This window comes from Halosimplex marinum (assembly GCF_051414075.1).
Lineage (GTDB): Archaea > Halobacteriota > Halobacteria > Halobacteriales > Haloarculaceae > Halosimplex > Halosimplex marinum.
Genome location: NZ_JBLKNY010000009.1, coordinates 81,098 through 106,853 on the forward strand (window position 1 = coordinate 81,098; position 25,756 = coordinate 106,853).

The window sequence follows — 25,756 nt, forward strand, 5'->3', positions numbered from 1 at the left end:
AGAAGGACTAATCGGCGTCGGCCCCAACGTCGACCATGGCAAGCGTCATCCCGCGGTCGGACACGGAGCAGACGGACGCGGCGGCCCAGGCGACGCTCGACCGCGCCCGGACGATGGCGACACTCCTCGACGAGTCGGTCCGGATCCCGGTGGTCGGGTATCGGGTCGGGCTCGACCCGATCCTCGGGGTCGCGCCCGTCGCGGGGGACCTGGTCGCCGCGATCGCGTCGCTGTACATCGTCTACGCGGCCGTCGACGTGGGGGTACCGACCCGCAAGGTCGTCCGGATGGTCGCCCGGGTCGGCCTCGACCTCACCTTCGGCTCGGTCCCCGTCCTCGGGACCCTCCTCGACGCCGTCTGGAAGTCGAACGTGCGCAACGTCGAAGTCATCGAGTCCCACCTCGAATCGGCCTGACGCTGCCGGACCGTCGGTGGGGCTGACCGATCCGTCATCCGACGAGCCGCGGCTACCGCGGCCGGCGGCGGCCCCCGTCGGATGCGGCGGACCCGCTACCGGCGGGTCCGACCTGGACCGACTCGCCCGTGACCTGCACCTGCATCGGCACGAGGTGGAGCGACGGCGGCAGGACGGACTCGACGGCGGCCGCCGGCCGCTCGGCGGGGGGACCGCTCTCGTCCCCGACCGGGACGCGCGTGATACGGAGTCGGGGCTCCGATCGCCGGGTCGGTTCGGACCCCGGTCCCCGGCGGTCCGAGCCGGCCCCCGGACCCGAGTTCGAACCGGAACCGGGCCCGGACGCGTCACGCCCCGTGGTGGCGCCGTCTCGGTCCGCTCCCGATCTCTCCCGATGGGCGTCGCCACCGTCGCCGTCATCGCCGGTGTCCCCCCGCCGGTCTTTCGGCAGGAACTGCCCGGTCTCGGGGTCGCGGGGCTGGCCATCCGACTCGTCGCCGGCGCCGTCCGCCCCGGACCCGCCGGTTTCGCCCTCCTCGCCGTGGTCTGGGTCGCTGTCGTCGGGACTCATGGAAGATCGCCAGCCGCGAGGCGTGCTGACACGGACCCGTTGCCCGGCGTGACGCATAAAATCGCCCGATGATTCGAACGGTTTGCCGGCGCCTATCCGGATAAGCACGGCTTTTCGGTGTCTACGCCACGCCGTCGGCGAGCCGGTCGACGGGGACGCTCCGGCGTCCCCGTTCGCGGTCGGTCGTCAGCGCCGGTCGGGACACTCCTCGGGCAGGTCGTCCCTGGTGAGCCGCTCGGCGCCGCAGCGGACGCAGCGGTAGTACGACTCCCGGTAGCCGCGCTGGTCGGCGAACCCGCGGTGTGACTCGGGGTGGCGGCCGGGGACCCACTCGGTCTTGTCGACGACGAGGTGGGGCCCGACCGGTTCGGCGTCGGGGTAGGACGGTGCGACGGATCTGACTCGTTCGTTGTGGGTGCTCATGTTTCTCGATCCCACGGTGGACTGCCGGCGGATCGCCCCGTCCGCACGGGGGATCACCGGTCGAGTCCTGTAGGGGATCGACCGCTATAAGCGACTCCCCTGGCAGGACCCTGACCTGTCGCCGTCCGTTGGTTTCGACGGCGTACCCGCCGGTAGGCACGTCCGGACGGGGCCGCCGAACGCGGGACCGACGCGGGGGATCCGAGGACGGTGTCCGGGGTTTATTGGTCGGCCGGGCGGACGGTCGCCCGTCGGCCGGCGAGCCGAGCGTCCGCGCCGACTGAGCCACTATGTCACCGAACCAGGGAGACCCGTCAGACCCGCGCAACCGGCAGCAACGAAGTACCGGGCAGCAACCGACCCAGTTCCCGCAGGGGGCGCCGCCCGCGCGACCGCCGGGGCAACCCCAGCAGCCACAGCGACACCCGAACCAGGGGCCACAGCAACCGCAGCAGTCCGGCGGACAGCCCCAGGGCGCGACAGGACCTCACCAGCCCGCTCAGGGCACCGGTGCCACGCCGCAGCACGCGCAGGGCCACCAGCAACCGCGAGGCCAGCCGGTCCAGGGGCCACAGCCCGGGGCCGCGAACCCCCAGCGATCGCAACGGATGGGGGGAACACCGCAGGGGGGCGTCCAACAGCAGCCCCGGGCCGGGACCCCCCAGGGACAGCCTTCCCCACCGCAGCAGTCGGGTCGAACGGGCCGGTCGCTGCTCAAACCCGTCTCCGTCGACGACGTGGTCGCGGAGGACGTGGTGACCGTCGACCCGGACACGCCGGTCCGGACGGCGGTGGCGGAGATGAGTGAGCGGGACGTGGGCTCGGTGGTCGTCGTCGAGGACGGCCGACCGACCGGCGTCCTCACCGACCGGGCGGTCGCGCTCGCGCTGGAGGAGACGCCGAACGTCGCCGACCGCCCGGCCGAGGAGCTGGTCGACGGGGAGCCGATCACCGTCGACGCGTCGACGACCATCTTCGAGGCGCTCCAGCTCATGCGCGACGAGGGGATCCGGCGGCTCCCGGTCGTCGGCGACGACGGCCGGCTCCAGGGGATCGTCACGCTCGACGACGCGCTGGTCCTGCTCGCGAGCGAACTCGACAAGCTCGCGACCACGGTCGAAGACCAGTCCCCCCGGCTCTGAGCCGGTCCGACCGAAGCGGTTATATACGTCGGATAGAAAGCCGCCCCTAATGGCTACGCGAGAGCAGCCGTCGTTCCGGCAGATGTGCCGCGCGACTCCCTTCCGGACTGCCCTCTTCACTCTCGGACCGCTCCTCGTCGGGGCCGCGCAGGTGCTCAACGCCGTCGTCCACGGCTCGAACCTCCCGCTGCTTGCGGCCGTCGTCGCGGCCACGGTCGCCTACTCCGTGCTGGTGACGCGGTACCAGCTGGCGACGTTCCGCCGGCGGACGCTCACTCGTGCCGGATGACCGGCGTCACAGGACGAGCGAGACGACCGCCAGCACGAGGAAGATCAGCACGAGCCACTTCGCGATCTCCATACTGAGCCCGGCGACGCCGCGCGCCCCGAGCAGCGCCGCGACGATCGCCAGCACGAAGAAGGCGATCGCGAGCGTGATGAAGTTCCCCGTGAAAAACTGCAGGGGTACCGTCGCGGCCCCGACCGTCGTCCCGAGCGATCCGCCGACTGCAGTGAGTCCGTACATGGGTCTTCACAACAGGCTACTCGCGTCGACCTCTTTGTAATAGAGCTGATATCAACCGTAACGCCGCGCTATCGCTTCGACCGGTCCTCGTCCGCCCCGACACGCACCTCGTCGCTCGCACCCGATGTCGCGACGCCGATCGACTAGGCCCGGGTGAAGCCGACCGTCGCGGTACGGTCCGTATTCATAATTAGACGACGAATACACACGTTATACGATCGTATCAGTTCCCAGGTGGTAACTAACTGGTACGAAAGTCCGGTTTTATCCCCTTCAAGACCAGTTCCATCGAGAAAACGATATCTAGGATTTTACTACCAGTCGGCTGAGTTGAAGCGCAACACTATTACGTTCACCTTTCAGAGGGTAGGGTGACGATACCGAACGGATGAGGGGACCATGACCGACGACGCGCCGGCGGACCCGCGACTGGAATCGGCGTATCTGACGACGCTCGACGGGGGAGCGGTGACGCTGGTCGGCGTCGTCCACGACCACCCCGCGAGCGTGGCTCGGGTACGGGCGGTCGTGGCGCGGCGCCGGCCGGACGTGGTGGCGCTCGAACTGCCGCCGCTGGCGGTGGGGCTGTACGAGGCCCACGCGGCGGCGGGCACAGACCCGCTCGCGTTCGGCGGGGAGATGAGCGCCGCGATCGCGGCCGCGGAGACCGACCGGGTGGTCGGGATCGACGGCCCCTCCCGCCGGTTCTGTCGGCAGCTCGCGGCCCGGTTCGCGCGGGAACGCCCCGCCGCGGGGACGGTGGCGCGCTCGCTCAGGGGCGTCGCGTCGGTGACGCGGACCGCGGTCGCCTGTCGACTGGCGGCCGCGGTCGCGCACCGGACGCCGCTGTCGCCGACGGTCGGGTCCCGGACGGAGTACGACGTCACCGCTGCGGATCCGCCCGAGCGACAGGCCGAGGACGAACGCCGGCAGGCCGGGGCGGCGACGGCGGTCCTCGACGCCTTCGAGAAGCCGCCCGCCTCGCGGATCCGCTCGGAGACGCGCGAGGCGCACATGGCCGACCGGATCCGCGACCTCCGCCGGGAGGGCGAGGTGGTCGCCGTCGTCGGCCTCGGACACTTCGACCCGCTCGTCGAGCGGCTGAGGGAGTGATCCGCCCGGCGTCGAAGGACTCGACTTCGGCGGCTACCCGGTGGTCGACGGTCTCCGTGCGGTCGCCGAACCGGCGCAGCCGGACTGCCTACGGCCAGAGCCCGCGGCTCTCGTGCGCTTCGGCGATCCGCGACAGCGCCACGACGTAGGCGCCGTCGCGCCAGGACGCGTCGTGGGCTTCGACCTCCCGGCGGACGGCCTCCCAGGCGGCGGTCATCTCGGTCTCGAGTTCCTCGTTCACGCGCTCGCGCGACCAGGCCCGCCGATTGATGTCCTGTAACCACTCGAAGTAACTGACCGTCACGCCGCCGGCGTTGGCGAGGATGTCCGGGATCACCGGGATCCCGCGGTCGTCGAGGATCGAGTCGGCGGCGAACGTCGTCGGTCCGTTCGCCCCCTCGACGATCAGGTCCGCGCGGATGTCCGCGGCGTTGTCCTCGGTGATGACGTTCCCGACGGCCGCGGGGACGAGGAGGTCGACGTCGAGTTCGAGGACGGCCTCGTTGCTGATGGTCTCGTCGGCGTGGCGCGTGACGGCCTCGGGCTGTTCCTCGTGGGACGGGATCTCGTGCGTGTCGAGCCCGTCGGGGTCGTAGGCAGCCCCGTTTACGTCGCTGACGGCCACGACCGTCGCGCCCCGGTCGTCGAGCAGGCGGGCGGCGTTCGCGCCGACGCTCCCGAACCCCTGGACCGCGACCGTCGTGTCCTCGCTCGCGTAGTCGTAGTAGTTCAGCGCCTCCCGGCTGATGATCGCGACGCTCCGTCCGGGAGCCTCCTCGCGGCCCTTGCTCCCGCCGATGACGGGGGGTTTCCCCGTCACCACACCGGGCGTCGTCTCGGCCTCCTGGACGCTGTAGGCGTCCATGATCCACGCCATCGTCTGCGCGCCCGTCCCCATGTCCGGCGCGGGAATGTCGGTCATCGGGCCGATGACGCTGCGCATCTCGTTGGCGAAGCGCCGGGTCAGCCGCTCCGTCTCGGCCTCGCTCAGGTCCTTCGGGTCGACGACGACACCGCCCTTCGCCCCGCCGAACGGGATGTCCATCACCGCGCACTTCCAGGTCATCCACATCGCGAGGCCGATACACTCCTCGCGGGAGACATCGGGGTGGAACCGGAGCCCGCCCTTGTACGGGCCGCGGACGCTGTCGTGCTGGGCGCGATACCCCCGATACATCTCCACGGAGCCGTCGTCCCGTTCCAGGGGGATCGTCACTTCGTGGACGGCAGCGGGATAGTTGAGCCGCTCGACGATGTTCCCGTCGACGTCGATGAGCGACGCCGCCTCGTTGAGCTGGTGGCGGGCCGTCTCGAGGGCGGACTCCGGGGCCTCGCCCCGTTCGGACGCCGTATCCCCCGCTGTCGGTGTTGATTCGGACGCCATCGTGGGATCCCCGCGCGGGTCACTCAAGCGACTTCGCCCGGTTCTGGAAGTCGCCGCCGCAGTCGCAACTGCCGGGATGGGAGTCCGATTCGACGATCGTCCCGCATTCGAGGCACTCGTACTTCGACGACTCGGCCGGGTCGTTCTCGTGTTCGACGTCTTGCCCGTGGGGCATACTTGCTGTTCGTAGCGCCACGGCTATATATTAATCGTTAGAGGAATATAAGGGGATATTAATATCACCCGTCTGCCGGCTATTGTGGCCGCTCTTGGCGATTGCTCCGCGCACGGGAGGCTGTCGGTCGACGGATCCACGCTGCCGGCGAGGCAGGTTGACGCCCGGGCTCGGCGACCGCGGCGCCGCGGTTGCTCGATCACGGTGCGACGGCGATCACGTTCGAACGAACAGCTAATGTGATGTGCGGGATACGTACGCGTGATGGGGCGTCTGGAACGAATCACCGTGTTTCCGGTCAAGGGGTTGGACGGTATCGACGTCGAGGCGGCCGCGGTCCTCGACGGCGGGACGCTGGAGTACGACCGCGAGTTCGCGCTCTTCGATCCCGAAGGGGAGGTCCTCAACGGGAAGCGGACCGACCGCGTCCACGATCTGACGACCGACTTCGACCCCGAGACGGGGACGCTCCGCGTCGAGACTCCCGACGGCGCGGTCCGGGAGTTCGACCTCGGGACCGAGCGCGAGCGCGCGGCCGAGTGGCTCGGCGACTTTTTCGGGACGGACCTGACCCTGGAGCGGGACACGTCGCTTGGGTACGTCGACCGCCGGGGGATGGGTCCCTCGGTCATCAGCACGGCGACGCTGGAGGCGGTCGCTTCCTGGTTCGACGACGTGACCGTCGAGGGCGCGCGTCGACGGCTCCGGGCCAACGTCGAGGTCTCGGGCGTCCCGGCGTTCTGGGAGGACCGCTTCGTGGGGGAGGGCGCGCCCGCCTTCGAGGCCGGCGGCGTCCGCTTCGAGGGGGTCACGCCCTGCGGGCGCTGTGTCGTCCCCCAGCGGGACCCCGACACCGGCCAGCCGACCCCGGAGTTCCGCGAGCGGTTCGTCGAGCGGCGGCGGGAGACGTTCCCCGGGTGGGCCGACGAGGACGCCTTCGACCACTACTACACGCTGATGATCATCACCGGCGTCGCCGAGGCCGACCGCGGACGGACGATCCGGGTCGGCGACGAAGTCGAGGTCGTCGAGTGAGCGGCTGAACTGTGCCGGCGACGGGACTCGCTGCGAGCCCGGCGCGCTACACCGCGGCCGTCCGCACTCGTGCGACCGCGGTCAGGACGGGGTAGGTCCACTCGGCGTCGGCGTAGACGTACTGGCAGAGCTCGTGCCCGTCGGTGCCCGAGAGGGGGTCGCGCCGCTGGATCAGGTCCTGGCGCCGCTCGGCGAGGTCGTCGAGGTCGGACGCGAGGCCCCCCGCCGGCCCCGGCCCGTCCCAGCGGTCGATCAGGTCCCCGAGCGTCTCGCCGCTCCGGTCGAGCGCCGCCAGCTCCTCGTCGAGCTGTTCGAGCAGGCGCTCGCGCCACTCGACGGCTTCCTCGACCGCCGACACCAGCGCCGACTTGTAGAACTCGGTGAACTGCGTCCCGCCCTCGCGGCGGAACCCGGTCGCCACGTCGGCGGAGAGCTCGGCCGCCGCGTGCTCGACCAGCGACTCGCCGTACACCTCCTCGTAGTGGTCGACGCTCATCACCGTCTCCCTGAAGGCGCCCCGGACTCGCTCGACCCGCCGCGGCCGGGACCCGGCGAGCGTCCTGGTGGGGGTCGTCCCCGTCGCCCCCCTGCTCACCGCGTCGATACCGCCGACTCTGTCACCGAACCGGACGAACGCGCGCCGCTCGGCTTCGACCTCCGCCCGTTCCGCCTCGACCAGATCCTCGGCCGTCGAGAGCGGCTCCATGGCGTGTTCCCGCAGTGTCCGCGCCACTGGATCGTCCGCCTGGCGTGAGGTCTCCATCACTATGTCATCCGTTCGCACGAGCAAAAGTGTTTCCGGCGCAGGAGGCGGCCCGGAACCCGCCGACCCCGGTACAGAGCAGTCGAGGGGCGGAACCCGCCGGAAGGGCGGACCCGTCCGGTATCGCGCCTGGCAGTGTCCGGGCTACTCGTCGAGCGCCCGTTCCAGCCGCTCGCGTCGCTCGACCGCGTCCTGTTCGCGGTAGGACTCGTGGGTGGTCTCGATCGACTCGTGACGGAGAGTCTCCTGGGCGAGTTCGGCGTCCCTGGCGTAGAGTTCGCTGCCGAGCCCCCTCCGTCCGCCGTGGGGTTTCAGGTACTCCCCGTCGATGTCGACATCGGCGCGCTCGCACAGCCGCCGCATCACGGACCGGGCGCCGTTCTTCGAGAGCGCCGGCGGCGCGATCCCGTGGGTCCGCAGCAGTTCCGTCGCGGTCGCCCCATCGAGCGCCGACTCGATATCGTCGCCGTCCAAGCCGCGCGCCTCGAGCCCCTCCTTGACGACCCGTGCCAGTGAAGGGTGGTGTCGCGTCGGGAACACCGGCCACTCCTCGCTCGCCGGGTCGAGGACGGTCCGGTAGCGCTTCAGGCGCTCGACGACGCGGTCGGTCAGGGGGACCGGCTGCCGCTCGCGCGTCTTGCCGAGGACCTCGGCGACCCCTCGGTCGAGGTCGACGTCACTCCAGCGGAGGCCGTCGCGGTGGTCGTCGCGCGGGTCGTCGAACACCTCCGCGCCGCGTGCGCCCGTGAACGCGAGGGTCGCCACCAGCGCCCGGTCCCGGAAGGCTCGCTCCCGCTCGTCGGTCGACCCGTCGAGCGCGTCGCGGGCCCGTTCGTCCACGAACTCGATCAGGGCCCCCCGGGCCTCGGCCGACCAGAACTGCCTGTCGGGGTCACCGCGGTACTCCGGGAGCGCCTCCTTCACGCGGTTCGGCCGCGCCGGGTTCGACTCCAGTCGCTCGTCGTCGACACACCAGCCGAGGAACGCCCGGACGATCGTGAAATAGGGCCCGTTCGCGTGGGCGGAGGCCGCCGAGAGCGCGTCTTCGTCGTCCCGCGTGCGCTCGCGGAGCCACTGGGCGTACCGGCGACAGTCGAGGACCGTCAACTCGTCGAGGCTCGTCACGCCGCGGCGGTCCGTCAGAAACTCCGCGAACGCGTCGAGGACGAGCTCGTTGTTCGCCCGGTAGTTCCCCGAGTCGAGGCTGGCGAGTCGCGCGTCGATCGCGGCTTCGAGGCCGGTCTCGGCGCTCGAACCCCCGCTCTCGTCGGCCGTCATCGGTTCGACTCGGGGGACGGCATCCGCCCACTTCAAGGTACTGTGTCTTTCTCCTCTAAGACATAGTAAATGGCTGACCCTGTGAACCCGCCGAACTCGCCGTACAGAGGTAATCTAACCGGCGTGTCCCCGATTATAAACCACATCCGGCTATACGATAGTCGGGCCCGGCACCGTGACACCGACCCGGGGGGCAAGGCGACGCTCGCGAGTGAAGTTGACGAATAGACGCTACAGCACGCGAAAGACGCGGACCGTGTCGCGGCTCGTCGGCTCGCAGAGCAGTTGCGCACAGCCCAGGTCCGTGAACACCGCCTTCCAGTCCCGGTGGTAGAGGGGGAACTCGTCGTCGACGCGGCTCACTTCGCTCTCCTCGCGGCCGCGCTCGGGGCTGTTGCCCTCGTTCTCGGCGGTGACCAGCAGGTCGTCCGTCACCCGCGTCAGCTCCTCGAAGACCCACTCGTCGTCGGGGTGGATGTGCTGGAGCGTCTCGACGGAGAAGACGGCGTCGAAGGCGCCGTCGTCGTACTCCGGGAGCAGGTCCTCGACCGCGCCGGTCCGGAAGTCGCCCGTCTCCGCCAGCCGGGGGTAGCGCTCGGCCATCACGTCGAAGGAGTCGGGATTGATGTCGATCCCGGCGAGGGCCTCGAAACCGCGGTCGCGCAGGTGGGCGAGGTGGCGGCCGGAGCCGCAGCCGACCTCGAGGACCGCCGCGCCGTCGTCGAGGTAGTAGTCGAAGGCGTCGGCGAGCGTCTCGCTCACCTCGTTGGGACCGATCTCGGCGTAGTACTCGGGGGAGTACTTCTCCGAGCGGTCGGCCCAGCCGCGCCTGTTGTCCTCCGGATCCATAGCGGACCGGTGTCAGTCTCGGAAGTTAACGCCATCGCTCCGCTCGAAAAGCGGGATGCCACGACGACGCGTTGCGTCAAAATGGGGCGAGATCGGGACACGGGGCTGACTCGTGTCGAGCGGCTCGTCCCCACGTGTGGTATCGGGCCACACACTCAAGAAGGCCGTGTTCACGCGGATCATCACTGGCCGCTCGCCGGTGGTTTGTTGCCCTCGCCGCCTCGAACACATCTGATCTCATCGTATACGCGCGGCAGACCGGGCGAGGGCGGCGCACGGCCGCTTCGAGCCGTGATACCGACGATTCTCTCGAAGGAAATCCTGTGAGTATCGGCCGAGAACCGGACGTGAGAGGACGTTCCCGGCGCAGGGAGTTCGACTCGTCCTACTGCCGGCGGTACTGGAGGGGCCAGCGAGCCGGGAAAGACCGGTTCAACGGGATCCGCGGTCGGTCTCGATCATCGCCGCGAAGCGGTCCAGGCCAGTCTCCAGCCGGTCGAGCCCGTTCGCGAAGCTCAGGCGGAGGTGGCCCTCGCCGCCGGCGCCGAACGCAGAGCCCGGGGCGGTCACGACGCCGTGGTCGGTGAGCAACCGCTCCGCGATCTCGGTGTCGGACCCGGACAGCGGGCTCACGTCGACGAACGCGTAGAAGGCCCCCTCGGGCGGAGCGACCGAAACCGCCGGGATCTCGTCGACCCGGTCGAGGACGTACGCTCGCCGCTCGGCGAAGGCCTCGCGCATTTCGTCGACGCGCTCGCGCGGGCCGGTCAGCGCGGCGACGGCGGCGTGCTGGGCGGGCGTGTTGACGCAGGAGGTGGTGTGCTCGCGGGTCTTCGTCACCTGGCCGACCACGTCCGCGGGGCCGGCGAGCCAGCCGACCCGCCAGCCGGTCATCGCGTAGGCCTTCGAGACGGAGCCGACGGTGAGCACCCACGACTCGCGGTCGATGCGGCCGGCGACGGCCGCGGTCCGGGGCGGCCGATCCGCGTAGGTCAACTCGCGGTACACCTCGTCGGCGAGGACGAACGCATCGTGGTCGGCGGCCGCCGCAACGACGCGCTCGACTGCCGACTCGGGGAACACCCGCCCCGTCGGGTTCGACGGGGAGGTGAGGAGAACGACCGCAGTGTCGGGACCGATCGCGTCGACGATCCGTTCCGGGTCGGGCGCGAACCCTTGCTCGGCGGGCATCGGCACCTCGACGGGCGTGGCGTCGGCGAGTTTCGCCTGCGAGACGGGGTTGGGCCACGCCGGCGTCGGCACGACCACCTCGTCGCCGGGGTCGGCGACCGCGTGGATCGCCAGGTGCAGCGCCTCGACGCCGCCGGTCGTGACGACGACCTCCGATTCGGGGTCGGGTCTCGGCCCGCCGTCCTCCGCGAGGCGGTCGGCGACGGCCCCCCTGAGTTCTGCGACCCCGGCGTTTGCGGTGTAATTCGTCCGGCCGGCGGTCGCAGCCTCGTGGGCGGCCTCGACGACGTGGGCCGGCGTGTCGAAGTCCGGCTCGCCGAACTCCAGGTGGACGGGGTCGCCGTCCTGCTCGGCAGCCAGGTCGAACATCTCGCGGATCCCCTGCGGTTCGACCGCCCGGGCCCGCTCGGAGATGCGACTCGGTCCCGTCCCGGGACCGGTGTCGTCGCGCTCGGTCATCGGTCGGATCCTCCGCCGTGAGCGGCAAGTACGTTTGGATGTGGCGGTCGAACTGTCGATGTCGCCCTTGTTCGACCCGCTACGAGCGCCCGGCCCGTTGGGTCCCCTCCGGCCACGTCGCTCCCTTAAATCGCCGAGTATCCCCGCGGCAACGCCGATTGGGCCGGCGGTTCGCGGATCGGGTATGAGCCGGACGACGGGAGATGCGCCGCTCGCACCGAAGCGTTCGGGCGTGCCGCTGGTCGGGAGCGCGGTCGCGTTCGCCCGCGACCCCTACGATTTCTACGACGACCTGGCGAGCCACGGCGACGTGGTGCGGTTCTCGATGGGAACGTACGACATGGCGACGGTCCTCCACCCCGACGGCATCGAACAGGTGCTCGTCGACGACTTCGACTGTTTCCGGAAACCCGACGCTGCGGGCGGCGTCGACGCACTCGCCGAGGGTTTGCTCCTCTCGGACGGCGAGCAGTGGCGCCGCCAGCGCACTGGCCTCCAGCCGCTGTTCTACCGCGAGCGGGTCGAGACCTACGCCGACACGATGGCGACCTACGCGGCCGCCGCGGCCGACGAGTGGGCGGCCGCCGACGCCGTCGAGCTATCGGAGGCGACATCGACGTACACGCTCCGGGTGCTCGGGAAGACGCTGTTCGGGATCGACGCCGAGGAGTACCGCGACGCGGTGCGAGCGGGCGCGGAGGCCATTCTCGAACGCACCAGTCAGAATCCGGTCGCCATGGAGATCCCCCGGTGGGTCCCGACGCCCGCGAACCGCCGCTACGAGCGGGGGATCGAGCGGCTCGACGCGGTGATCGACGACCTGCTCGCCGAGCGCGACCCCGGGTCCGACCGCGAGGACCTGCTGTCGCTGCTCGTCGACATGGGAAGCGACGGCGAACTGGAGGAGTCGGAGATCCGCAGTCAGCTCGTCACGTTCCTGTTCGCGGGCCACGAGACGACCGCGACCGCGCTGACGTGGGCGCTCGCGGAACTCGGCCGGAAACCCGGTGTCGCCGAACGGCTCCGCGCAGAGGTCGATGCGGTCCTCGACGGCGACCGCGCGACCCTCGCGGACCTGCCGGACCTCACCTACACCGAACAGGTGCTCCGGGAGACGCTGCGCCGGTACCCGCCGGCGGCGGCGGTCTTCCGGGAGACCGAGGAAGCCGTCACGGTCGACGGCTACCGCATCCCGGCGGACACGTTCGTCACGCTGCCGCAGTTCCACGTCCACACCGACGGGCGGTGGTGGACAGACCCTTTCGAGTTCGACCCGGGCCGCTGGGACGACATCGACGATCCGCCCGGCGACCGCCCGGAGTACGCGTACTTCCCGTTCGGCGGGGGCCCGCGCCACTGCATCGGGATGCGGTTCGCGCGGATGGAACTGCGACTCGCGCTGGCGACCGTCGCGAAGCGGTGTCGGGTGGCCGACGTTCCCGACGACATCGAGGTCGCGGTCGGGTCGACGGTCCACCCCGACGGTCCCGTCGAGGCGACGCTGGAACGACGGGGGTGAGCCCGGACCGACCAGTCAGTACGTCTCGACCGGTACCCCGAGCGCCTCGAAGTCGTCGACGTTGTCGGTGAGGACGGCGTCGTCGAGAATCTCCGCCATCGCCGCGATATACGCGTCGCTGCTTCCGATCCCCGGCGGTGCTCCGGCTTCGCCGTCGGCTGTTGCGAGCAGTTCGCCCGCCGTGCGCGTCACTTCCTCGTCGACGTCGATCCGCGGGTAACCGAGCAGCCGGTTGCGGACTTCTGCCTCGGTCGTGTCGCTGCGGGCCGTCGCGACGCCGTAGTACGTCTCCGCGACGACCGGGGTCGGCAGCCACTGCATCTCCCCGCGCTCGACGAGTTCGCTCCCCTTCTCGAAAGCGGCCGGGTCCCCGGCCATCAGGTCGAACAGGTACGAGGAGTCGACGATCATCCGTCGTCGTCCTCGAAGGCCGCTCGCGCGGCGGCGAAGCGGTCGCCGTCGCGCCCGCGCAGGTCGTCGACGGCCGCCTTCGCCCGCTCGGCCTCCTCGCTCGTCAGCAGCCCCGCCACGTCGTCGGGGTTCGGCCCGCGCGTCATCCGCCGGAGGGTCTCCTCCATCGTCTCGTCGGCCCGCTTGTGCGCCGAGAGCCACTCGTGGTACTCCTCGGAGACGCGGATGGTCTTGACCATGTCGTATATTCGAATATACGCCGTAAAGAGGGTTTCGGCGGCCGGGAAGCTGACGTACGGTCTCCCCTCGCTCTCGCGACGACTGAACGAGGGGCTGGCGGCGCGTCCGGCGTCAGCTCCAGCCGTACCCCCACTCCTCCAGTTTCGCGAGGACGAGTTCCGGGTTCTCCTGGGCGACGGCCATCGCGGCCTCGGTCACGTCGGTCTTGTACACGTCCTCGCCGAGTTCGGCTTCCATCTCCGCGACGAGGTCGTCGATGCCGGCCTCGACGTGGTCGCGCAGGAAGACCGGCCGCTGGGTCCGGCCGTCCTTGACGCCGTCGCGGGCGTGGATGTACGGGAGCGACCCGCGCTGGACGGTCTCGTGGGTCGATTCGAGGGTTGACGTGTCGGTCGTGCCGGCTGTTTCGGTCGTGTCGGCCGTTCCAGTCGTCTCGTTCGCACCGGCTTCGGGCTCGGACGCCGCGGTGTCCGTCTCCTCCGCGTCTGTGCCGTCGTCGGGCTCCTCGGCGAACGGGTCGTCGGTCGACCCCTGCTTCATGCTTCCACCGCCTGCGTCTCGCGGATGCGCTCGGCGAGCCGTTCGACCTTCTCGAGCGTCTCCAGTTCGTGGTCGCGCTCGCGCTCGCGGTGCTCGTCGATATAGCGAAACGCGGTACATTGCTCGGCCCAGCACCCTTCCAGCAGCGACGACCGCTCGCGCAGGCGGATCGGGATCTCCCAGCCGTCGGCCTCGATCTCCTCGAGGAAGCGGTCCTGGTCGTTCATCCCCTTGTAGCGGTTCGGGACGACCGCGAGGACGCCCACCTCGATCCCTAGCTGGTCTTCGAGCCCGCCGACCAGCTGGTCGAGCCCCTGGACGGACTCGTAGCCCTTCCCGCTGGGCTCGAACGGGATAACGAGGTGGCGGGTCGCGTGGATCGCGTTGTGGAGCTTGATGTCGGCGGTCGCCGGCGGATCGACGATGAGGGTGTCGTACGCCTCGTGGACGCCCGCCTCCCGGAGGACGCGTAGCAGTTGCTTGTTCGGGTTCCACGACTCCCCGAAGTCGGCGGCCTCCTCCTCGCGTCGTCGCAGGTGTTTCGACGCGTACTCGAGGATGTTGTGCGAGGGGACGACGTCGATCCCCTCGCTCGTCCGGATCAGGTCCGCGAAGTCGCCGCGCGGGCGGTCGATCATGTGTCGCAGGAGGCTGTCGGCCTGGTCGTCGTCGCGGTCGTCGGCCACGTCCAGCAGGTACGACAGCGACGCCTCCTGGGTGTCGAGGTCGACCACAAGCGTGTCGCGACCGGCTCGCACCTCCGCCTTCGCGAGGTTCGCGGCGAGCGTCGTCTTCCCGACACCGCCCGCCTCCGAGTACACCGTGTAGGCCAGCATATCCGGCCCGTCGGACCGATCAGCTATAAAACTTAGTCAGACGGTATAGCTGAGTAGATTAGCTCAGTTAGCCAGCTCTTTCGCCCTCACACGAATTGGGGCCGATAGACCTACTGGTGCGCTCAATTTGGCCTGAACCTCGTATTTTCTGCGTTTCTGGGCTATCTTCGGTTGAAAGTACTGCCACCAGATCGTAGCCTGTATGTGGGATCGGCTAGTCGGATACGTGAACTAGATAAGCTAACTAGATAAGCTAATTCGATTGGCCAATCAGGTAAGCTAAGTTTTAGAACTTATCTAAATGAGTGACCTGAATAAATTAGCTATTCTGATTAGCTATTCTAGTTGGCTATGCTTGTTAGCTAAGCTAGTTGGCTGTGTCAGTCAGCTGTGCGGAGTGGCTGGCCTTCGCAGCTAGTTCCGGTAGTTGCGTGGTTCGGCTGTCCCGGGTAGCGACACTACCCCGATGAATCAGCCAACCCAGTAGGCCGGCCGTGACAATCCCGTTCTCGTTCGCACACAACGCCGTCTCGCCTTCCGCCCGCTGTACTAAGCCGGGAAGCCGAGCTCGCATCGACGACGACCAACGCGCTCTACAGCAGCCCCTTCGTCGTGAGTCTCGTCCAGTTGGTCACGGCGGGGTCAGCGATCGGAGGGGGCGCTCCCGGTGCTGGCACTGACGCTCGCGTTCGCGACGGTCGGCTAGGTGGTCGAGTGAGACGGCCACTCCCGCGAGTCGCTACCGGTTCTCGGGGTCCCGGTCTGACCGCTGGAAGCCCGCCGCGGGGTATGAATATTGACTGATCCGAACTATAGTTACTCTCTCAGGATCCGATTCCTACCGGCACAATTAGTGTCCCAGTCATTCACCGGAAAGTCGGTGTGTGTGTCGTCCGGCACGCTCTCCGGATGGGGTGAATCCTACCGCCTCTCGTCGGTCCTGCGGCTCGGCCACCGGCGAATCGCCACACCAGGCCCGGTCCGGACACCGGTTACCGCGGTGGCGAGGCGAAAGCTCGACCCGCATCGGGATTGTTCCAGCAAGGTCCCATCTGTAGACGTGCCAGTAACTGGAGTTCGACGAAGCCAGCTGTACCTAAACAGATCGAGCCAAAACTGACCAAACCGACCGCTGAACAGGCAGAGGGAGAGTCCGGAGTTGTGAAGGGGTTAGTCGGATGAAACCCCTCACCGGCTGAAACCCGCCCGATCGCATCGAGGTGACTGGTAAGGTACCCAGGAGTGGGGCCCTGAATCTGCACTCCGGATACTCCGGTGAAAGTGCCGTGAATATCGATGTTTTCCGTCTGCCCCTGATGATGTTATCACCAACCCTCCGACGATCACGGGAAATGGGGGATCGATTTTTGCGAATTCATAATATTTCAATTATAGACACGTATCTGATATGAGTTTGTGTGCCGGGCTCCGAGCTACAGTTTTGGATGGTCGTCCGAAATTCGCGTGCGGCCACGGGCGGTAGAGATCACCGCTCGAGGAGGCACATACACGTCGGTGACGGCACGTTGATCGCGGTCCCTGTCGGTTCGAGTTCGCCGGTCGATCGATCGATGCGGAACGCGACGATGTCGTCCGTGTGTTGGTTCTCCGCGAAGAGCCACTGGCCGCTCCCGTCGAGCGCGAAGTGTCGGGGCCACTCACCGCCCGTGTGATAGTGACCGATAGGCGACGGATCGCTCGGGTCGCCATCGATGTCGAACGCGACGATGCTGTCGTGGCCGCGGTTCGACGCGTACAGGTACTCTCCCGACGGATGGACGCGGATATCCCCGGGGTAATTCTCTGCGACATCTCCGTCAGGGAGCGTCGTTCGGGTCGCCGTCTCGCTCAGGCCCCCTGTCTCGGGATCGTGCTTGAACGCGGTAACCGTCGAGTCGAGTTCGGTACTGACGTAAGCGTACGGTTCGGTCGGATGAAAGTCGATGTGTCGCGGCCCGGCACCGGGGCTGACTTCGGTGCAGCCGGTCTCCTGCAACATACCTTCGCTGTCGTCGAACTCGTAGACCCCGATCTCGTCTGTGCCGAGGTCGGGCACGTACACGTACTGCCCGTCGGGCCCCGGCGTGGCCGAGTGAGGGTGCGGACTGGCCTGTCGGTCCGGATCAGCGCCCGACCCTTCGCGGGCGACGGTGTCGATCGGCCGTTCGAGACCGTAGTCGTCCCGGACTGGATGCACCGTGACGGTCGCGCCGTTGTAGTGGGCGACGAAGACGTACTCGCCCGACGGGTGGACGCTGCAGTGGCAGGGCGCGCCGCCGCCGCCCGTGCGGACGCGGTTCAGGTGACTGAGACCGCCGTCTCCGCCGGTCCGCTCGTCCCCTTCGGGGACATCGGTCCGGGATTCCTCGTCGATCCGGAACGCGCTGACCGCCCCCTCCGCGACTTCGTGGACGGCGTAGAGCGCTGACCCGTCCGGATGTACGGCGAGAAACGAGGGGTCGTCGGGGACGTCAGTGGCGCCGATCCGTCGAATAACGGGGTCCTCATCGGGCCTCACCGCGACGGTGTACACACCGTCGCTGTCGCTGTCGGTGTAGGTGCCGACGAAGCCGAGCTGTGTCATCGCTCCCACCTGGCGGCGCCTCCGCAATCAATGTATGGCCCCAAATACTGCTCGACTGGTCGAACCGACCTGCCCCTCCTAACCGGGCCACACTCCGGCTAGTCCCCGTTCACCGGCCACCGCCTTTCAACAGATCTCCCGTCGGCTGTGATCACTGGACAGAAGCGATCATCGCGCGTCGAACTCGACAACGGTCTTGATGCGGTCGTCGCCCCGTTCGAACGCGTCGTCGACGTCCTCCGGTGAGAAGACGTGCGTGACGATCGCGTCGGTGAACCAGTCGGGATACGCCGCCAGCGTTTCGAGCGCCGCCTCGAAGTGCGGGACGTGGGAGTTGACGCTCCCGACCAGGGCCTTGTTCTCCAGGACGAACTCGCGGTGGAGGCGACCGCCGTCGACATCGAACTCCCACGACTCGGGGATCCCCAGCAGCGCGCCGACGCCGTTCGGGGCGAGCGCGTCGACCGTCTCGAACGCGTGTTTCGCGTACCCCGTCGCCTCGAAGACGAGATCCATCGGCTCGTGGACGCCGGCGAGGTCGGCGACTGGCGTCTCCCGCGAGTCGACGTACGTGGCGCCCAGCCGTTCGATGATGTCGATCGTCGGGTCCGGTCGGTCCCGGCGTCCGAGACAGTACGTCCGTTCGAAGTCGCGCTGGTCGAGGAGCGCGAGCGCGAGTAGTCCGAGCGGGCCGTTCCCGAGGACGGTCGCCGCCGCCGGCGACCACTCGAAGGTCGACCGGCTGGCCGCGGCCAGGTCGAGCGCCTTCTCCGCGTTGCTGATCGGCTCTATCAGGAACCCCGTCGCGGCGAGCGCGTCGGGGACGGGGACGAGGAACTCCGGGCGACTGGTGAAATACTCGGCCATGTAGCCGTGCGCGCCGGCGATCCCCCGCTCGACGTACGCGCCCGCCGGAGCCATGTCCGGTTCGCCCCGCTCGAAGTACTCGTTCGGTTCGCCGCCCGGCGGCCGCCGGACGGTCGGCACGACCAGCTGTCCGGTCTCCAGGTCAGTCCCGGCGGCCTCCTCGACCACCCCGACCGCCTCGTGACCGAGGATCTGGTAGTCGGCCCCGTCGGGATAGCCGCCGTGGGACCCGTGGACGACCTCGTGGTCGGTCCCGTCGATCCCCACGCGCAGCGTCCGGACGAGCACCTCGCCCTCGTCGGGCGTGGGCTCGTCGACCGATATCACTCGGGGACTGGATTCGCCCTGCTCGACCGCGATCGCGCGCATCTCACGCCACCTCCCGGCGAGTGTCGCGCTGCCCGGCGACGAGAGGCGCTTCGTCGCGGTGGCTGCGAGCGGTCCCATCGAACCGGATCCGGATCTCACGCTGGTCGCACGAGTGGCTGCCCTGCATGGCGTCGGCTTCGACGGCTCCCGTGAAAAACGGCGGGGTCGATTTGGAGGAGGGGAGAGTGCCCGACTACCGAAGAGATCCGCCGCGATCGGTAGATTCAGGGGATCGCTCGGCAACCGACGAACCGATGGCTAGCACGCGCCGCTACCAGGCCCTGTTTTTCGTCTTCTACGCCGCTTTCAGCGGCTTCGTCGCGTTCCGGAGCGTCTACCTGCAGGAGATCGGGATGACGGGGACACAGATCGGACTCGTCGGTTCGCTGTGGGTCGCGGGCGGCGTCGTCGCGCAACCGGCCTGGGGGCTCGTCGCCGACTACACGCAGTCGCCGACCCGGGTCCTCTTCGCCGCCGCGCTCGCGTCCGGCGTCGCCATCCTGAGCTACCCCCTCAGCGCGAGCCTGCCGGCCCACGCGTTCCTGGTCGTCGCCGGCGGGACGCTGCTGTTCTCGATGACGCGTGCGCCGATCGTCCCGATCGCGAACTCGCTGGTCCTCCGGCAGGGCGTCGAGTACGGTCGCGTCCGGAGCTTCGGCTCGATCGCCTTCGGCGTCACCGTCCTGGTCGTCGGGTACGCCATCGCCCGGCTGGAGACCGGCGTCGTCGTGTACCTCTACGTCGGCGGGATGGTCTGCTTCCTCGCGCTCCTCCGCGGCGTCCCCCAGGTGGAGGAACAGGTCTTCGAGGGGGACCTCGGCGCGGCGGCGGTTTCGCTGGTCAGGGAGCCGCGTTTCTTCGCGCTGCTGGCCACCGCGTTCGCGATGGGACTCGTCTCGTCGCCCGGCGCCGCCTTCTTCTCCGTCTACATGCGCGCGGTCGAACTGGGCGACGGTCTCACCGGCGTCGCCTGGTTCCTCAAGACGGTCGTCGAGGCGGCGGTCTTCCTCTCGATCGCCCGCTGGGCCGACTCCTACGGCTGGCCGATCGTCCTCGGCGGCGTGAGCTACGTCGCCGCCTTCGGCCTCCTCACGACCTGGGCATCGCTCCCCTCTGTCCTGCTCGCGAACGCGTTCCTCGGCGTCGGGCTCGCCGTCCTGTACTTCTCGCTCGTCAACCTCGCCCACGAGAGCGCCCCGGCGGGGATGGACTCGACGGCCCAGACGCTGCTCACGAGCGTCGGTATCGGGGCCGGCGGCGCGCTCGGGCAGTCGCTCGCCGGCCGACTGGTCGACCTCGTGGGCGTCCAGGAGATGTACGCCTTCCTCGCGGGCGGCGCGCTGCTGGTCGTCGCCTTCGGCGTGACGATCCACCGCTTCGTCGCCACGCCCGGCGCCGCGAGCGCCGCCTGACGGTCGGCGGCTCGCCCTCGGACCGAACGCGACCGGGTGAACGCGACTGCACTCCGGGCTCACACCGCGGCGATGACCTCGATCTCGACGCCGATGTCGACCGGGAGGTCGGCGACCTCGACGGCGCTGCGCGCCGGGAACGGGTCGCTCATGTACTCGGCGTACACGTCGTTGACGTCGTCGTAGTCGTCCATGTCCGTCACGAAGACGGTGGCCTTGACCACGTCGTCGAGCGACGCGCCCGCGGCCGACAGGACGGCCTCGACGTTCTCCAGCGTGTGCGCCGTCTGCTCGCGGATGTCGTCGCCGACGATGTCACCCGTGTCGGGGTCGACCGGCCCCTGTCCGGACACGTAGACCGTGTCGTCGTGGCGGATGGCTTGCGAGAACGGGCCGATGCTCGGCGGTGCGTCGTCGGTAGATATCTCTTCGCGCGTCATGGCGTGCGACCCGACCTGCGGACCGACGGCTAATCAATGTACTCGACTGCCGTCTCGTGGAGCGGGGCGAATCCCTCCGCGTACTCGGCCCCGACGCGGCGGCCGAGCGTCCGGTTCTCGGCGAGGACGCCGTCGACGAGGTTGTCGAACTCCGAGTCGATCCCGCCGTGTTCGTCGAGGAACTCGACCTGCGACTCGTGGCTCTCGATGGCGTCGCCCTTCGTCGACTCGTACCCGCTGATATCCACGAACGTCGTCGGCTCGAACTCCGAGGTCGGTTTCCCGAAGAAGTAGACGTTGTCGGGGTCGCAGGCGGGGTGGTCGGTCTCGGCGAGCGGGAGCGACGCCATGTAGTAGGCGTCGGTGACCAGCCGGGAGGTCGCGCGGTGGTCGGGGTGCATGTCCTCGCGGTAGTGCGTGAACACGACGTCGGGGTCGTGCTCGCGGATGCAGTCGACGACCCGCATGCGGTTCTCCAGGGAGTAAGTCACGCGGCCGTCCTCGAACCCGAGAAAGTCGACCGTCGACGCGCCGAGAACCTCGCCGGAGCGACGCGCTTCGCCCTCGCGGATCTCGGCGATCTCCGCCTCAGTCGCGTCGAGCCCACCGTACTCGCCCCGCGTCATGTGGACGATGGTGACGTCATCGCCCCGGTCGGCGTGTTTGGCGAGCGTCCCGCCGCAGAAGATGTCGGCGTCGTCGGGATGCGCGACTATCGCTAACAGGTCCATACCCCCACGGTGCGCGCGTCGGGAGTTAATCGTTTCCCCGACGGGCCGCCGGTCCGAGCGCCGGGTCCCTCGCCTGGGGAAATTATAATTGGCCGCGGTCGGTATCGGTCGTACATCGATGAGCCTCGAGGGACGTCAGACGCGACTGCGGAGACGGGCGCGTATCGCGCTCGATACCTGTCGAACCATCTATACGTCCGACGACCGGACGAGCTGTTTCGAACTCGACGTCGACACGGAGGGGGACGGCGAGGAGTGTCTCCTCACGGGAGCGGTCGAGACGGAACGGCTCGCGCGGCTCGCGCGGGCGGCCGTCCGCGAGGAGACCGGGCAGCTGGTCACCACGAGGGACGTGACGGTCCTCGAGAACCACGAGCGCAGCCGGACGGTGGCCGCCACCGCGTGTCCGGTCCGGTCCGAGCCCGCGGTCGACGCCGAGCAGGTGACACAGGCGCTCGCCGGCGACGACGTCAGGGCGTTCGACGAGGCGGGCGAGTGGACGCGCGTCCGCGTCCCCGACGGCTACCTCGGGTGGATCGAGACGAGCGAACTGGTCGAGGCCACGCCGATCGGCGTCGACGCCGTCGTCTCCGAGCGCTTCGACGGCGCGGCCGACGGCGTCGAGGTCAGCCCGGGCACCGAGTGCAAGGTCGTCGAGGCGTCCGAGGGCGAGGCGCTCGTCGAGTTCCGGACCGGCGACCGGCGACGCGTCCCCGAGTCGGCGCTCACTCGCCAGTGCGACGCGCCCGCGACCGACGATGTGGTCGCCGCCGCCCGCTCGTTCCTGGGGACGCCCTACGAGTGGGGCGGGAAGACCCACGACGGGATCGACTGCTCGGGGCTCGCGTGGGTCGCCTACCGGACCGTCGGCGTCCCCCTCCCGCGCGATGCGGACCAGCAGCGCCGCGTCGGGAGCGAACTCGACCGGGTCGACATCGCCCCCGGCGACCTGCTGTTTTTCCCCGGCCACGTCGCGATCAACCTCGGCGGCGACGAGTTCGTCCACGCCCACGGGCCGGCCGACGAGGTGGTCGTCAACAGCCTCGACCCGGGCGCCGAGGGCTACCTGCCGGACCTCGACGAGTCGTTCGAGACGGCCCGCCGGGTGCTACCGCAGTGAGCCGGGTCGAGTCGGTGACCGTCGAGCCCGTCGACATCCCGCTGGACGACCCGTTCCGGATCGCCCTCGGGACGCAGACGACGGCCGAGACCCTCTTCGTCCGCGTCGAGACGGCGACGGGGGCGGTCGGCATCGGTGAGGCCACACCGCACCCACCCGTAACCGGCGCGACCCGTGACGCCGCTGTCGCCCAGGTTCGCGACGCGCTGTCGCTCGTCGAGGGCCGCGACAGCGCGAACTACCGCGCGATCGTCGACGACGTCCGCCGGAGCAGCCCAGGCATGGTGTCGGCGGCGCTCGCCGTCGAGATGGCCGTCCTCGACGCCCACTGCCGGGAACGGGCGATTCCGCTGTCCGAACTGTTCGGCGGACGACCCGAACCCGTCGAGACGGATATCACCGTCTCGCTGGTCTCGCCCGACGAGGCGAGGAACGACGCCGCGGCGGCCGCCGACGCGGGCTACGACACGATCAAGGTGAAGACGGGCGACGGGGTCGCTGAGAGCCTCGCACGCGTCGAGGCGGTCGTCGAGGGGCATCCGGACTGCGACCTCACGGTCGACGCGAACCAGGGGTGGTCCCCCGCGACCGCGGTCCGGTTCTGTCGCGGCCTCGACGACCGGGGGATCGATCCCGCGCTGGTCGAGCAGCCGGTGCCGGCCGACGACGTGGCGGGGCTCGCCGAGGTGAAGCGGCGGGTCGTCCCGCCGGTCGCCGCCGACGAGGCGGTGTTCTCGCCGGGCGACGCGCTCCGCGTCGCCGAGCGGGAGGCGGCCGACGTGATCAACCTGAAGCTCGCGAAGTCGGGACTCCTGGGCGCCCGGCGGATCGCGGCCGTCGCCCGGGCTGCCGATCTCGACCTCATGATCGGCTGTATGCTGGAGAGCGCGGTCGGGCTCCACGCCGCCGCGCACCTCGTCGCCGGGATCGGCGGCGTTTCGCACGTCGACCTCGACGGGAACGTCAGCCACTCGCGACAGCTCGGCGGCGCCGACCCGGGACCCGTCCTCGACCCGAGCGGCCCCGGCCACGGCGTCGACCCCGACATCGACTGGAGCGGCTGAGCGGGTTCCCGATGCCGACAGTCTCACGTACTTCTGTGCGGAGTGCTTCGAGTTCGTCGGCCCGACGAGTTCCGCCCGGTCCGGTGGCCTGTTGTGGCTACGATTGCACGTCATGCGTATGAGCCGGCGCCGTCCCGCCTCGCTGTCCCTGCTCCTCGTCGGCCTGCTGGTCGTCTCCGCCGGCTGTAGCGGCCTCTTCGGCGCGGACGAAGATGCGGTGTCGTCGTCCGACCCCGATACGGTGACTCCGGCACCGCTTCCGGATGAGGCTGTCACCTCGACCGCAACGGAGGGTGAGTATCCACCAGGAATCGGCCCTAACGGGGTGACGAATCGGTCCGCACTTGTAGCGGCCCACGTCGCGGCTCTCACGGAGACATCGTACACGTTCGTCTCGACGACGAACGGTTCGGTGTCCGGCTACCCGACCGTCGTGTTCGCCGTCGAAAACGGGAGCACCGGGGCTATCTGGTTCCGGGCGAACGAGTCGCGCGTCGGGATCGAGTACTGGAGCCCGGAACTCTCGGCAGTCAGGCAGTGTTGCATCCATGGCGGCCTGCCGGTCCCGAACACCACACGGGTCCAGACGGTGACCGAGACACAGGAAACCGTGGCACCCTCGGAACGGGTGAGTATTCATCGACAGTTGCTGCGGTTCAGCCAGTTGGAGATTCCACCCGCAGCCCTCGGAACCGATCCGACGATCACACGAATCGAGCGAGACGGAGCGGTGTTCTATCGCCTCTCGAACGGCGAAACTGCGATGTACGTCCGCGAAGACGGGTTCGTCAGGACGGTCGTCACCGTCAGGGTCGGTATCAAAAACCGGTACACCTACCGCGACGTGGGGAACACGACCGTCACGAGACCGACATGGGTACGGGATGCGCTCCGGACCCGGACGACGGGCGGGACCGATACGGATGTCCTGACCGAGACAGCCTCTTCTCCGTCGTGACCGGTATCACGGCGAGCGTGCTGTCCGCTGTGTCGCGCACCTTCCTGATGTGGCTTCGGACGATTACACGTCGATGCGGTGGCGTTCGACCCGGGACTCGTCGACGGTGACGCCGAGGCCGGGCGCGTCGGGGACCGCGATCGTTCCGTCGGACACCTCGAGGGGTTCCTCGAGCAGGTCGTCGGCCCACGCGTAGTAGACCGAGTCCGAGGCGAGGTCGATAGCGGGCGTCGTCGCGACGGTCTGGAGCATGGCGGCGGTCTTGATGCCGAAGTCCATGCCGCTGTGGTGGGACACGGAGATGTCGGCGTGGGTCGCCAGCGCGGCGAGTTCGCGCGTCCGCAGGATGCCGCCGCCGGGGACGATGTCCACCACCGCGACGTCGATGGCGTCGGCCTTGATCAGGTGGTGCAGGTTGAACCGAGAGTAGGTGTCCTCGTTGACGGCGAGGGGGGTCTGGGTGCGCGACCGGAGCTCCCGGTAGGCCCCGTAGCTCCCGGCCCGCTGGGGCTGTTCGAGGTACTGGAGGTAGATGCCCGCGTCCTCGAGCGTGGCCGCGACGCGCACGGTCTCCTCGGGCGACCAGCCCTGGTTCGGGTCCAGCCGGAACTCCAGCTCGCCGTCGACCGCCTCGTGCATCGCTGCGATCCGGTCGATGTCCTCGCGCCAGTCGTGGCCGGCTTTCGTCTTCAGCGTCGAGAACCCCTGCCTGCGGGCGCGTTCGGCGTACCTGGCCGACTCGTCGGGACCGAGGATGCCGAGGCAGTACGCCACCGGGACCTCCTCGCGGACGGCGCCGCCGAGCAGCTGGTGGACAGGGACGCCGAGTTCCTTCCCGAGCACGTCCCACAGCGCCATCTCGACGCCGCCGAGGTACGGGTCGACGGTGACGTAGGGGTAGTAGAAGCTCTCGACGAAGTCGCGTATCTCGGTCGTCTCGCGGCCGACGAGCTCCGGCGCGATGACGTTCTCGACGACCGACTTCGTCACCGCGGCCGACTCCATGGTGACGAGGAACTCGCCCCAGCCGACCGTCCCCGCGTCGGTCTCGATGCGGACCAGCATCCGTTCGCGCGACTCGACGACGTCGTGGTTGCTCACGTACGGTGCGAGGCCGCCCTCCTCGAGCGACCGCAGATCGAGCTCGACAGGTACGGCTCCGACGTCCGCGATAACTCCCATACAGGCGCGTCTGTACGGGAGACCAAAAATGTATGCCCTCATAACTGGTCGATCCACCAGTTCGGCTCCGGACGACCGGTCACCGATCCCGGTCCAACGTGGCTCACCTGTCCGTCCGAGCGTGGCGGCTGGACCGACGCGGGATACAATTAAGATGC

General features: G+C 69.0%; 28 protein-coding genes. 10 read left to right on the forward strand and 18 right to left on the reverse strand.

The genetic code is table 11. From position 1 onward, the window contains the following. Positions 1-35: 35 nt before the first annotated feature. Complete coding sequence (locus tag ACMGFI_RS21015) at positions 36-416, forward strand: DUF4112 domain-containing protein (protein ID WP_436912328.1); 381 nt, start codon at positions 36-38, stop codon at positions 414-416. Between the two features lie 52 nt (positions 417-468). On the opposite strand, the gene ACMGFI_RS21020 is transcribed toward ACMGFI_RS21015, so the two are convergent. Both ACMGFI_RS21020 and ACMGFI_RS21025 read right to left on the reverse strand, forming a co-directional pair. Beyond that, positions 469-987: a hypothetical protein gene (locus ACMGFI_RS21020; protein ID WP_436912329.1), complete on the reverse strand. Its 519-nt coding sequence runs from the start codon at positions 985-987 to the stop codon at positions 469-471. A gap of 186 nt (positions 988-1,173) precedes the next feature. Then, entirely contained in the window at positions 1,174-1,410 is a 237-nt protein-coding gene (locus ACMGFI_RS21025; RefSeq protein WP_436912330.1) for a hypothetical protein, read from the reverse strand. 608 nt (positions 1,411-2,018) lie between these two features. On the opposite strand from ACMGFI_RS21025, the gene ACMGFI_RS21030 reads away from it, so the two are divergent. Then, positions 2,019-2,552: a CBS domain-containing protein gene (locus ACMGFI_RS21030; RefSeq protein ID WP_436912332.1), complete on the forward strand. Its 534-nt coding sequence runs from the start codon at positions 2,019-2,021 to the stop codon at positions 2,550-2,552. Positions 2,553-2,601: 49 nt separating this feature from the next. Next, complete coding sequence (locus ACMGFI_RS21035; protein WP_436912333.1) at positions 2,602-2,841, forward strand: hypothetical protein; 240 nt, start codon at positions 2,602-2,604, stop codon at positions 2,839-2,841. 6 nt (positions 2,842-2,847) lie between these two features. Here the strand turns inward: ACMGFI_RS21035 and ACMGFI_RS21040 are convergent, their stop codons facing one another. Then, positions 2,848-3,078, reverse strand: a complete 231-nt coding sequence (locus tag ACMGFI_RS21040; RefSeq protein ID WP_436912335.1) for a DUF1328 family protein — start codon at positions 3,076-3,078, stop codon at positions 2,848-2,850. A gap of 399 nt (positions 3,079-3,477) precedes the next feature. Between ACMGFI_RS21040 and ACMGFI_RS21045 the strand changes: the two genes are divergently transcribed. Further along, positions 3,478-4,191, forward strand: a complete 714-nt coding sequence (locus ACMGFI_RS21045) for a hypothetical protein (protein ID WP_436912336.1) — start codon at positions 3,478-3,480, stop codon at positions 4,189-4,191. 88 nt (positions 4,192-4,279) lie between these two features. Here ACMGFI_RS21045 and gdhB read toward each other — a convergent pair whose 3' ends face one another. Beyond that, entirely contained in the window at positions 4,280-5,575 is a 1,296-nt protein-coding gene (gdhB, locus tag ACMGFI_RS21050; RefSeq protein ID WP_436912338.1) for a glutamate dehydrogenase GdhB, read from the reverse strand. 19 nt (positions 5,576-5,594) lie between these two features. Next, entirely contained in the window at positions 5,595-5,750 is a 156-nt protein-coding gene (locus ACMGFI_RS21055; RefSeq protein ID WP_436912340.1) for a rubrerythrin-like domain-containing protein, read from the reverse strand. 264 nt (positions 5,751-6,014) lie between these two features. Here ACMGFI_RS21055 and ACMGFI_RS21060 point away from each other — a divergent pair, with 264 nt between their 5' ends. Further along, positions 6,015-6,785: an MOSC domain-containing protein gene (locus ACMGFI_RS21060; protein WP_436912342.1), complete on the forward strand. Its 771-nt coding sequence runs from the start codon at positions 6,015-6,017 to the stop codon at positions 6,783-6,785. 46 nt (positions 6,786-6,831) lie between these two features. Here the strand turns inward: ACMGFI_RS21060 and ACMGFI_RS21065 are convergent, their stop codons facing one another. The 4 genes from ACMGFI_RS21065 to ACMGFI_RS21080 all read right to left on the reverse strand — a co-directional run bounded on the left by ACMGFI_RS21065 (position 6,832) and on the right by ACMGFI_RS21080 (position 11,325). Then, positions 6,832-7,548, reverse strand: a complete 717-nt coding sequence (locus ACMGFI_RS21065) for a DUF7260 family protein (protein ID WP_436912343.1) — start codon at positions 7,546-7,548, stop codon at positions 6,832-6,834. A 144-nt stretch (positions 7,549-7,692) separates the two neighbouring features. Further along, complete coding sequence (locus tag ACMGFI_RS21070) at positions 7,693-8,826, reverse strand: tyrosine-type recombinase/integrase (RefSeq protein ID WP_436912345.1); 1,134 nt, start codon at positions 8,824-8,826, stop codon at positions 7,693-7,695. A gap of 231 nt (positions 8,827-9,057) precedes the next feature. Continuing rightward, on the reverse strand, positions 9,058-9,675 hold the full coding sequence (locus ACMGFI_RS21075; RefSeq protein WP_436912346.1) for a class I SAM-dependent methyltransferase: 618 nt from the start codon (positions 9,673-9,675) through the stop codon (positions 9,058-9,060). A 432-nt stretch (positions 9,676-10,107) separates the two neighbouring features. After that, positions 10,108-11,325 carry a pyridoxal phosphate-dependent aminotransferase gene (locus ACMGFI_RS21080; protein ID WP_436912347.1) on the reverse strand — a complete coding sequence of 406 codons (1,218 nt, stop codon included), beginning with the start codon at positions 11,323-11,325 and terminating at the stop codon, positions 10,108-10,110. Between the two features lie 184 nt (positions 11,326-11,509). Here ACMGFI_RS21080 and ACMGFI_RS21085 point away from each other — a divergent pair, with 184 nt between their 5' ends. Then, the gene (locus tag ACMGFI_RS21085; protein WP_436912349.1) at positions 11,510-12,844 is read left to right on the forward strand and encodes a cytochrome P450; all 1,335 of its coding nucleotides are present in this window, start codon (positions 11,510-11,512) and stop codon (positions 12,842-12,844) included. Positions 12,845-12,859: 15 nt separating this feature from the next. Here ACMGFI_RS21085 and ACMGFI_RS21090 read toward each other — a convergent pair whose 3' ends face one another. From ACMGFI_RS21090 to ACMGFI_RS21115, 6 genes are all read right to left on the reverse strand, one after another. Beyond that, positions 12,860-13,255 (reverse strand): PIN domain-containing protein, encoded by a 396-nt coding sequence (locus ACMGFI_RS21090; protein ID WP_436912350.1) that lies wholly within the window; start codon positions 13,253-13,255, stop codon positions 12,860-12,862. Then, complete coding sequence (locus ACMGFI_RS21095; protein WP_436912351.1) at positions 13,252-13,494, reverse strand: hypothetical protein; 243 nt, start codon at positions 13,492-13,494, stop codon at positions 13,252-13,254. Before ACMGFI_RS21095 ends, ACMGFI_RS21090 begins: the two co-directional genes overlap by 4 nt. Before the next feature lie 112 nt (positions 13,495-13,606). Then, positions 13,607-14,035 carry a DUF7970 domain-containing protein gene (locus ACMGFI_RS21100; protein ID WP_436912353.1) on the reverse strand — a complete coding sequence of 143 codons (429 nt, stop codon included), beginning with the start codon at positions 14,033-14,035 and terminating at the stop codon, positions 13,607-13,609. After that, complete coding sequence (locus ACMGFI_RS21105; protein ID WP_436912354.1) at positions 14,032-14,871, reverse strand: ParA family protein; 840 nt, start codon at positions 14,869-14,871, stop codon at positions 14,032-14,034. Before ACMGFI_RS21105 ends, ACMGFI_RS21100 begins: the two co-directional genes overlap by 4 nt. A gap of 1,486 nt (positions 14,872-16,357) precedes the next feature. Next, positions 16,358-17,455, reverse strand: a complete 1,098-nt coding sequence (locus ACMGFI_RS21110) for a lactonase family protein (protein ID WP_436912355.1) — start codon at positions 17,453-17,455, stop codon at positions 16,358-16,360. Between the two features lie 168 nt (positions 17,456-17,623). Beyond that, positions 17,624-18,691: a glucose 1-dehydrogenase gene (locus ACMGFI_RS21115; protein WP_436912356.1), complete on the reverse strand. Its 1,068-nt coding sequence runs from the start codon at positions 18,689-18,691 to the stop codon at positions 17,624-17,626. Between the two features lie 254 nt (positions 18,692-18,945). Here ACMGFI_RS21115 and ACMGFI_RS21120 point away from each other — a divergent pair, with 254 nt between their 5' ends. Then, entirely contained in the window at positions 18,946-20,103 is a 1,158-nt protein-coding gene (locus ACMGFI_RS21120) for an MFS transporter (protein WP_436912358.1), read from the forward strand. A 59-nt stretch (positions 20,104-20,162) separates the two neighbouring features. Here the strand turns inward: ACMGFI_RS21120 and ACMGFI_RS21125 are convergent, their stop codons facing one another. Next, positions 20,163-20,543, reverse strand: coding sequence for a RidA family protein (locus ACMGFI_RS21125; protein ID WP_436912360.1), 381 nt, complete (start codon positions 20,541-20,543; stop codon positions 20,163-20,165). A 29-nt stretch (positions 20,544-20,572) separates the two neighbouring features. Further along, entirely contained in the window at positions 20,573-21,274 is a 702-nt protein-coding gene (locus tag ACMGFI_RS21130) for a PIG-L deacetylase family protein (protein WP_436912362.1), read from the reverse strand. Positions 21,275-21,392: 118 nt separating this feature from the next. Between ACMGFI_RS21130 and ACMGFI_RS21135 the strand changes: the two genes are divergently transcribed. The 3 genes from ACMGFI_RS21135 to ACMGFI_RS21145 all read left to right on the forward strand — a co-directional run bounded on the left by ACMGFI_RS21135 (position 21,393) and on the right by ACMGFI_RS21145 (position 24,416). Continuing rightward, positions 21,393-22,394: a C40 family peptidase gene (locus ACMGFI_RS21135; protein WP_436912364.1), complete on the forward strand. Its 1,002-nt coding sequence runs from the start codon at positions 21,393-21,395 to the stop codon at positions 22,392-22,394. Next, complete coding sequence (locus ACMGFI_RS21140) at positions 22,391-23,458, forward strand: dipeptide epimerase (RefSeq protein WP_436912366.1); 1,068 nt, start codon at positions 22,391-22,393, stop codon at positions 23,456-23,458. Before ACMGFI_RS21135 ends, ACMGFI_RS21140 begins: the two co-directional genes overlap by 4 nt. Before the next feature lie 118 nt (positions 23,459-23,576). Then, a complete protein-coding gene (locus ACMGFI_RS21145) occupies positions 23,577-24,416 on the forward strand; it encodes a hypothetical protein (protein WP_436912368.1) in 840 nt (279 codons plus the stop codon). 63 nt (positions 24,417-24,479) lie between these two features. Here ACMGFI_RS21145 and ACMGFI_RS21150 read toward each other — a convergent pair whose 3' ends face one another. Next, positions 24,480-25,598 carry a mandelate racemase/muconate lactonizing enzyme family protein gene (locus ACMGFI_RS21150; RefSeq protein ID WP_436912369.1) on the reverse strand — a complete coding sequence of 373 codons (1,119 nt, stop codon included), beginning with the start codon at positions 25,596-25,598 and terminating at the stop codon, positions 24,480-24,482. Between the last annotated feature and the right edge of the window lie 158 nt (positions 25,599-25,756).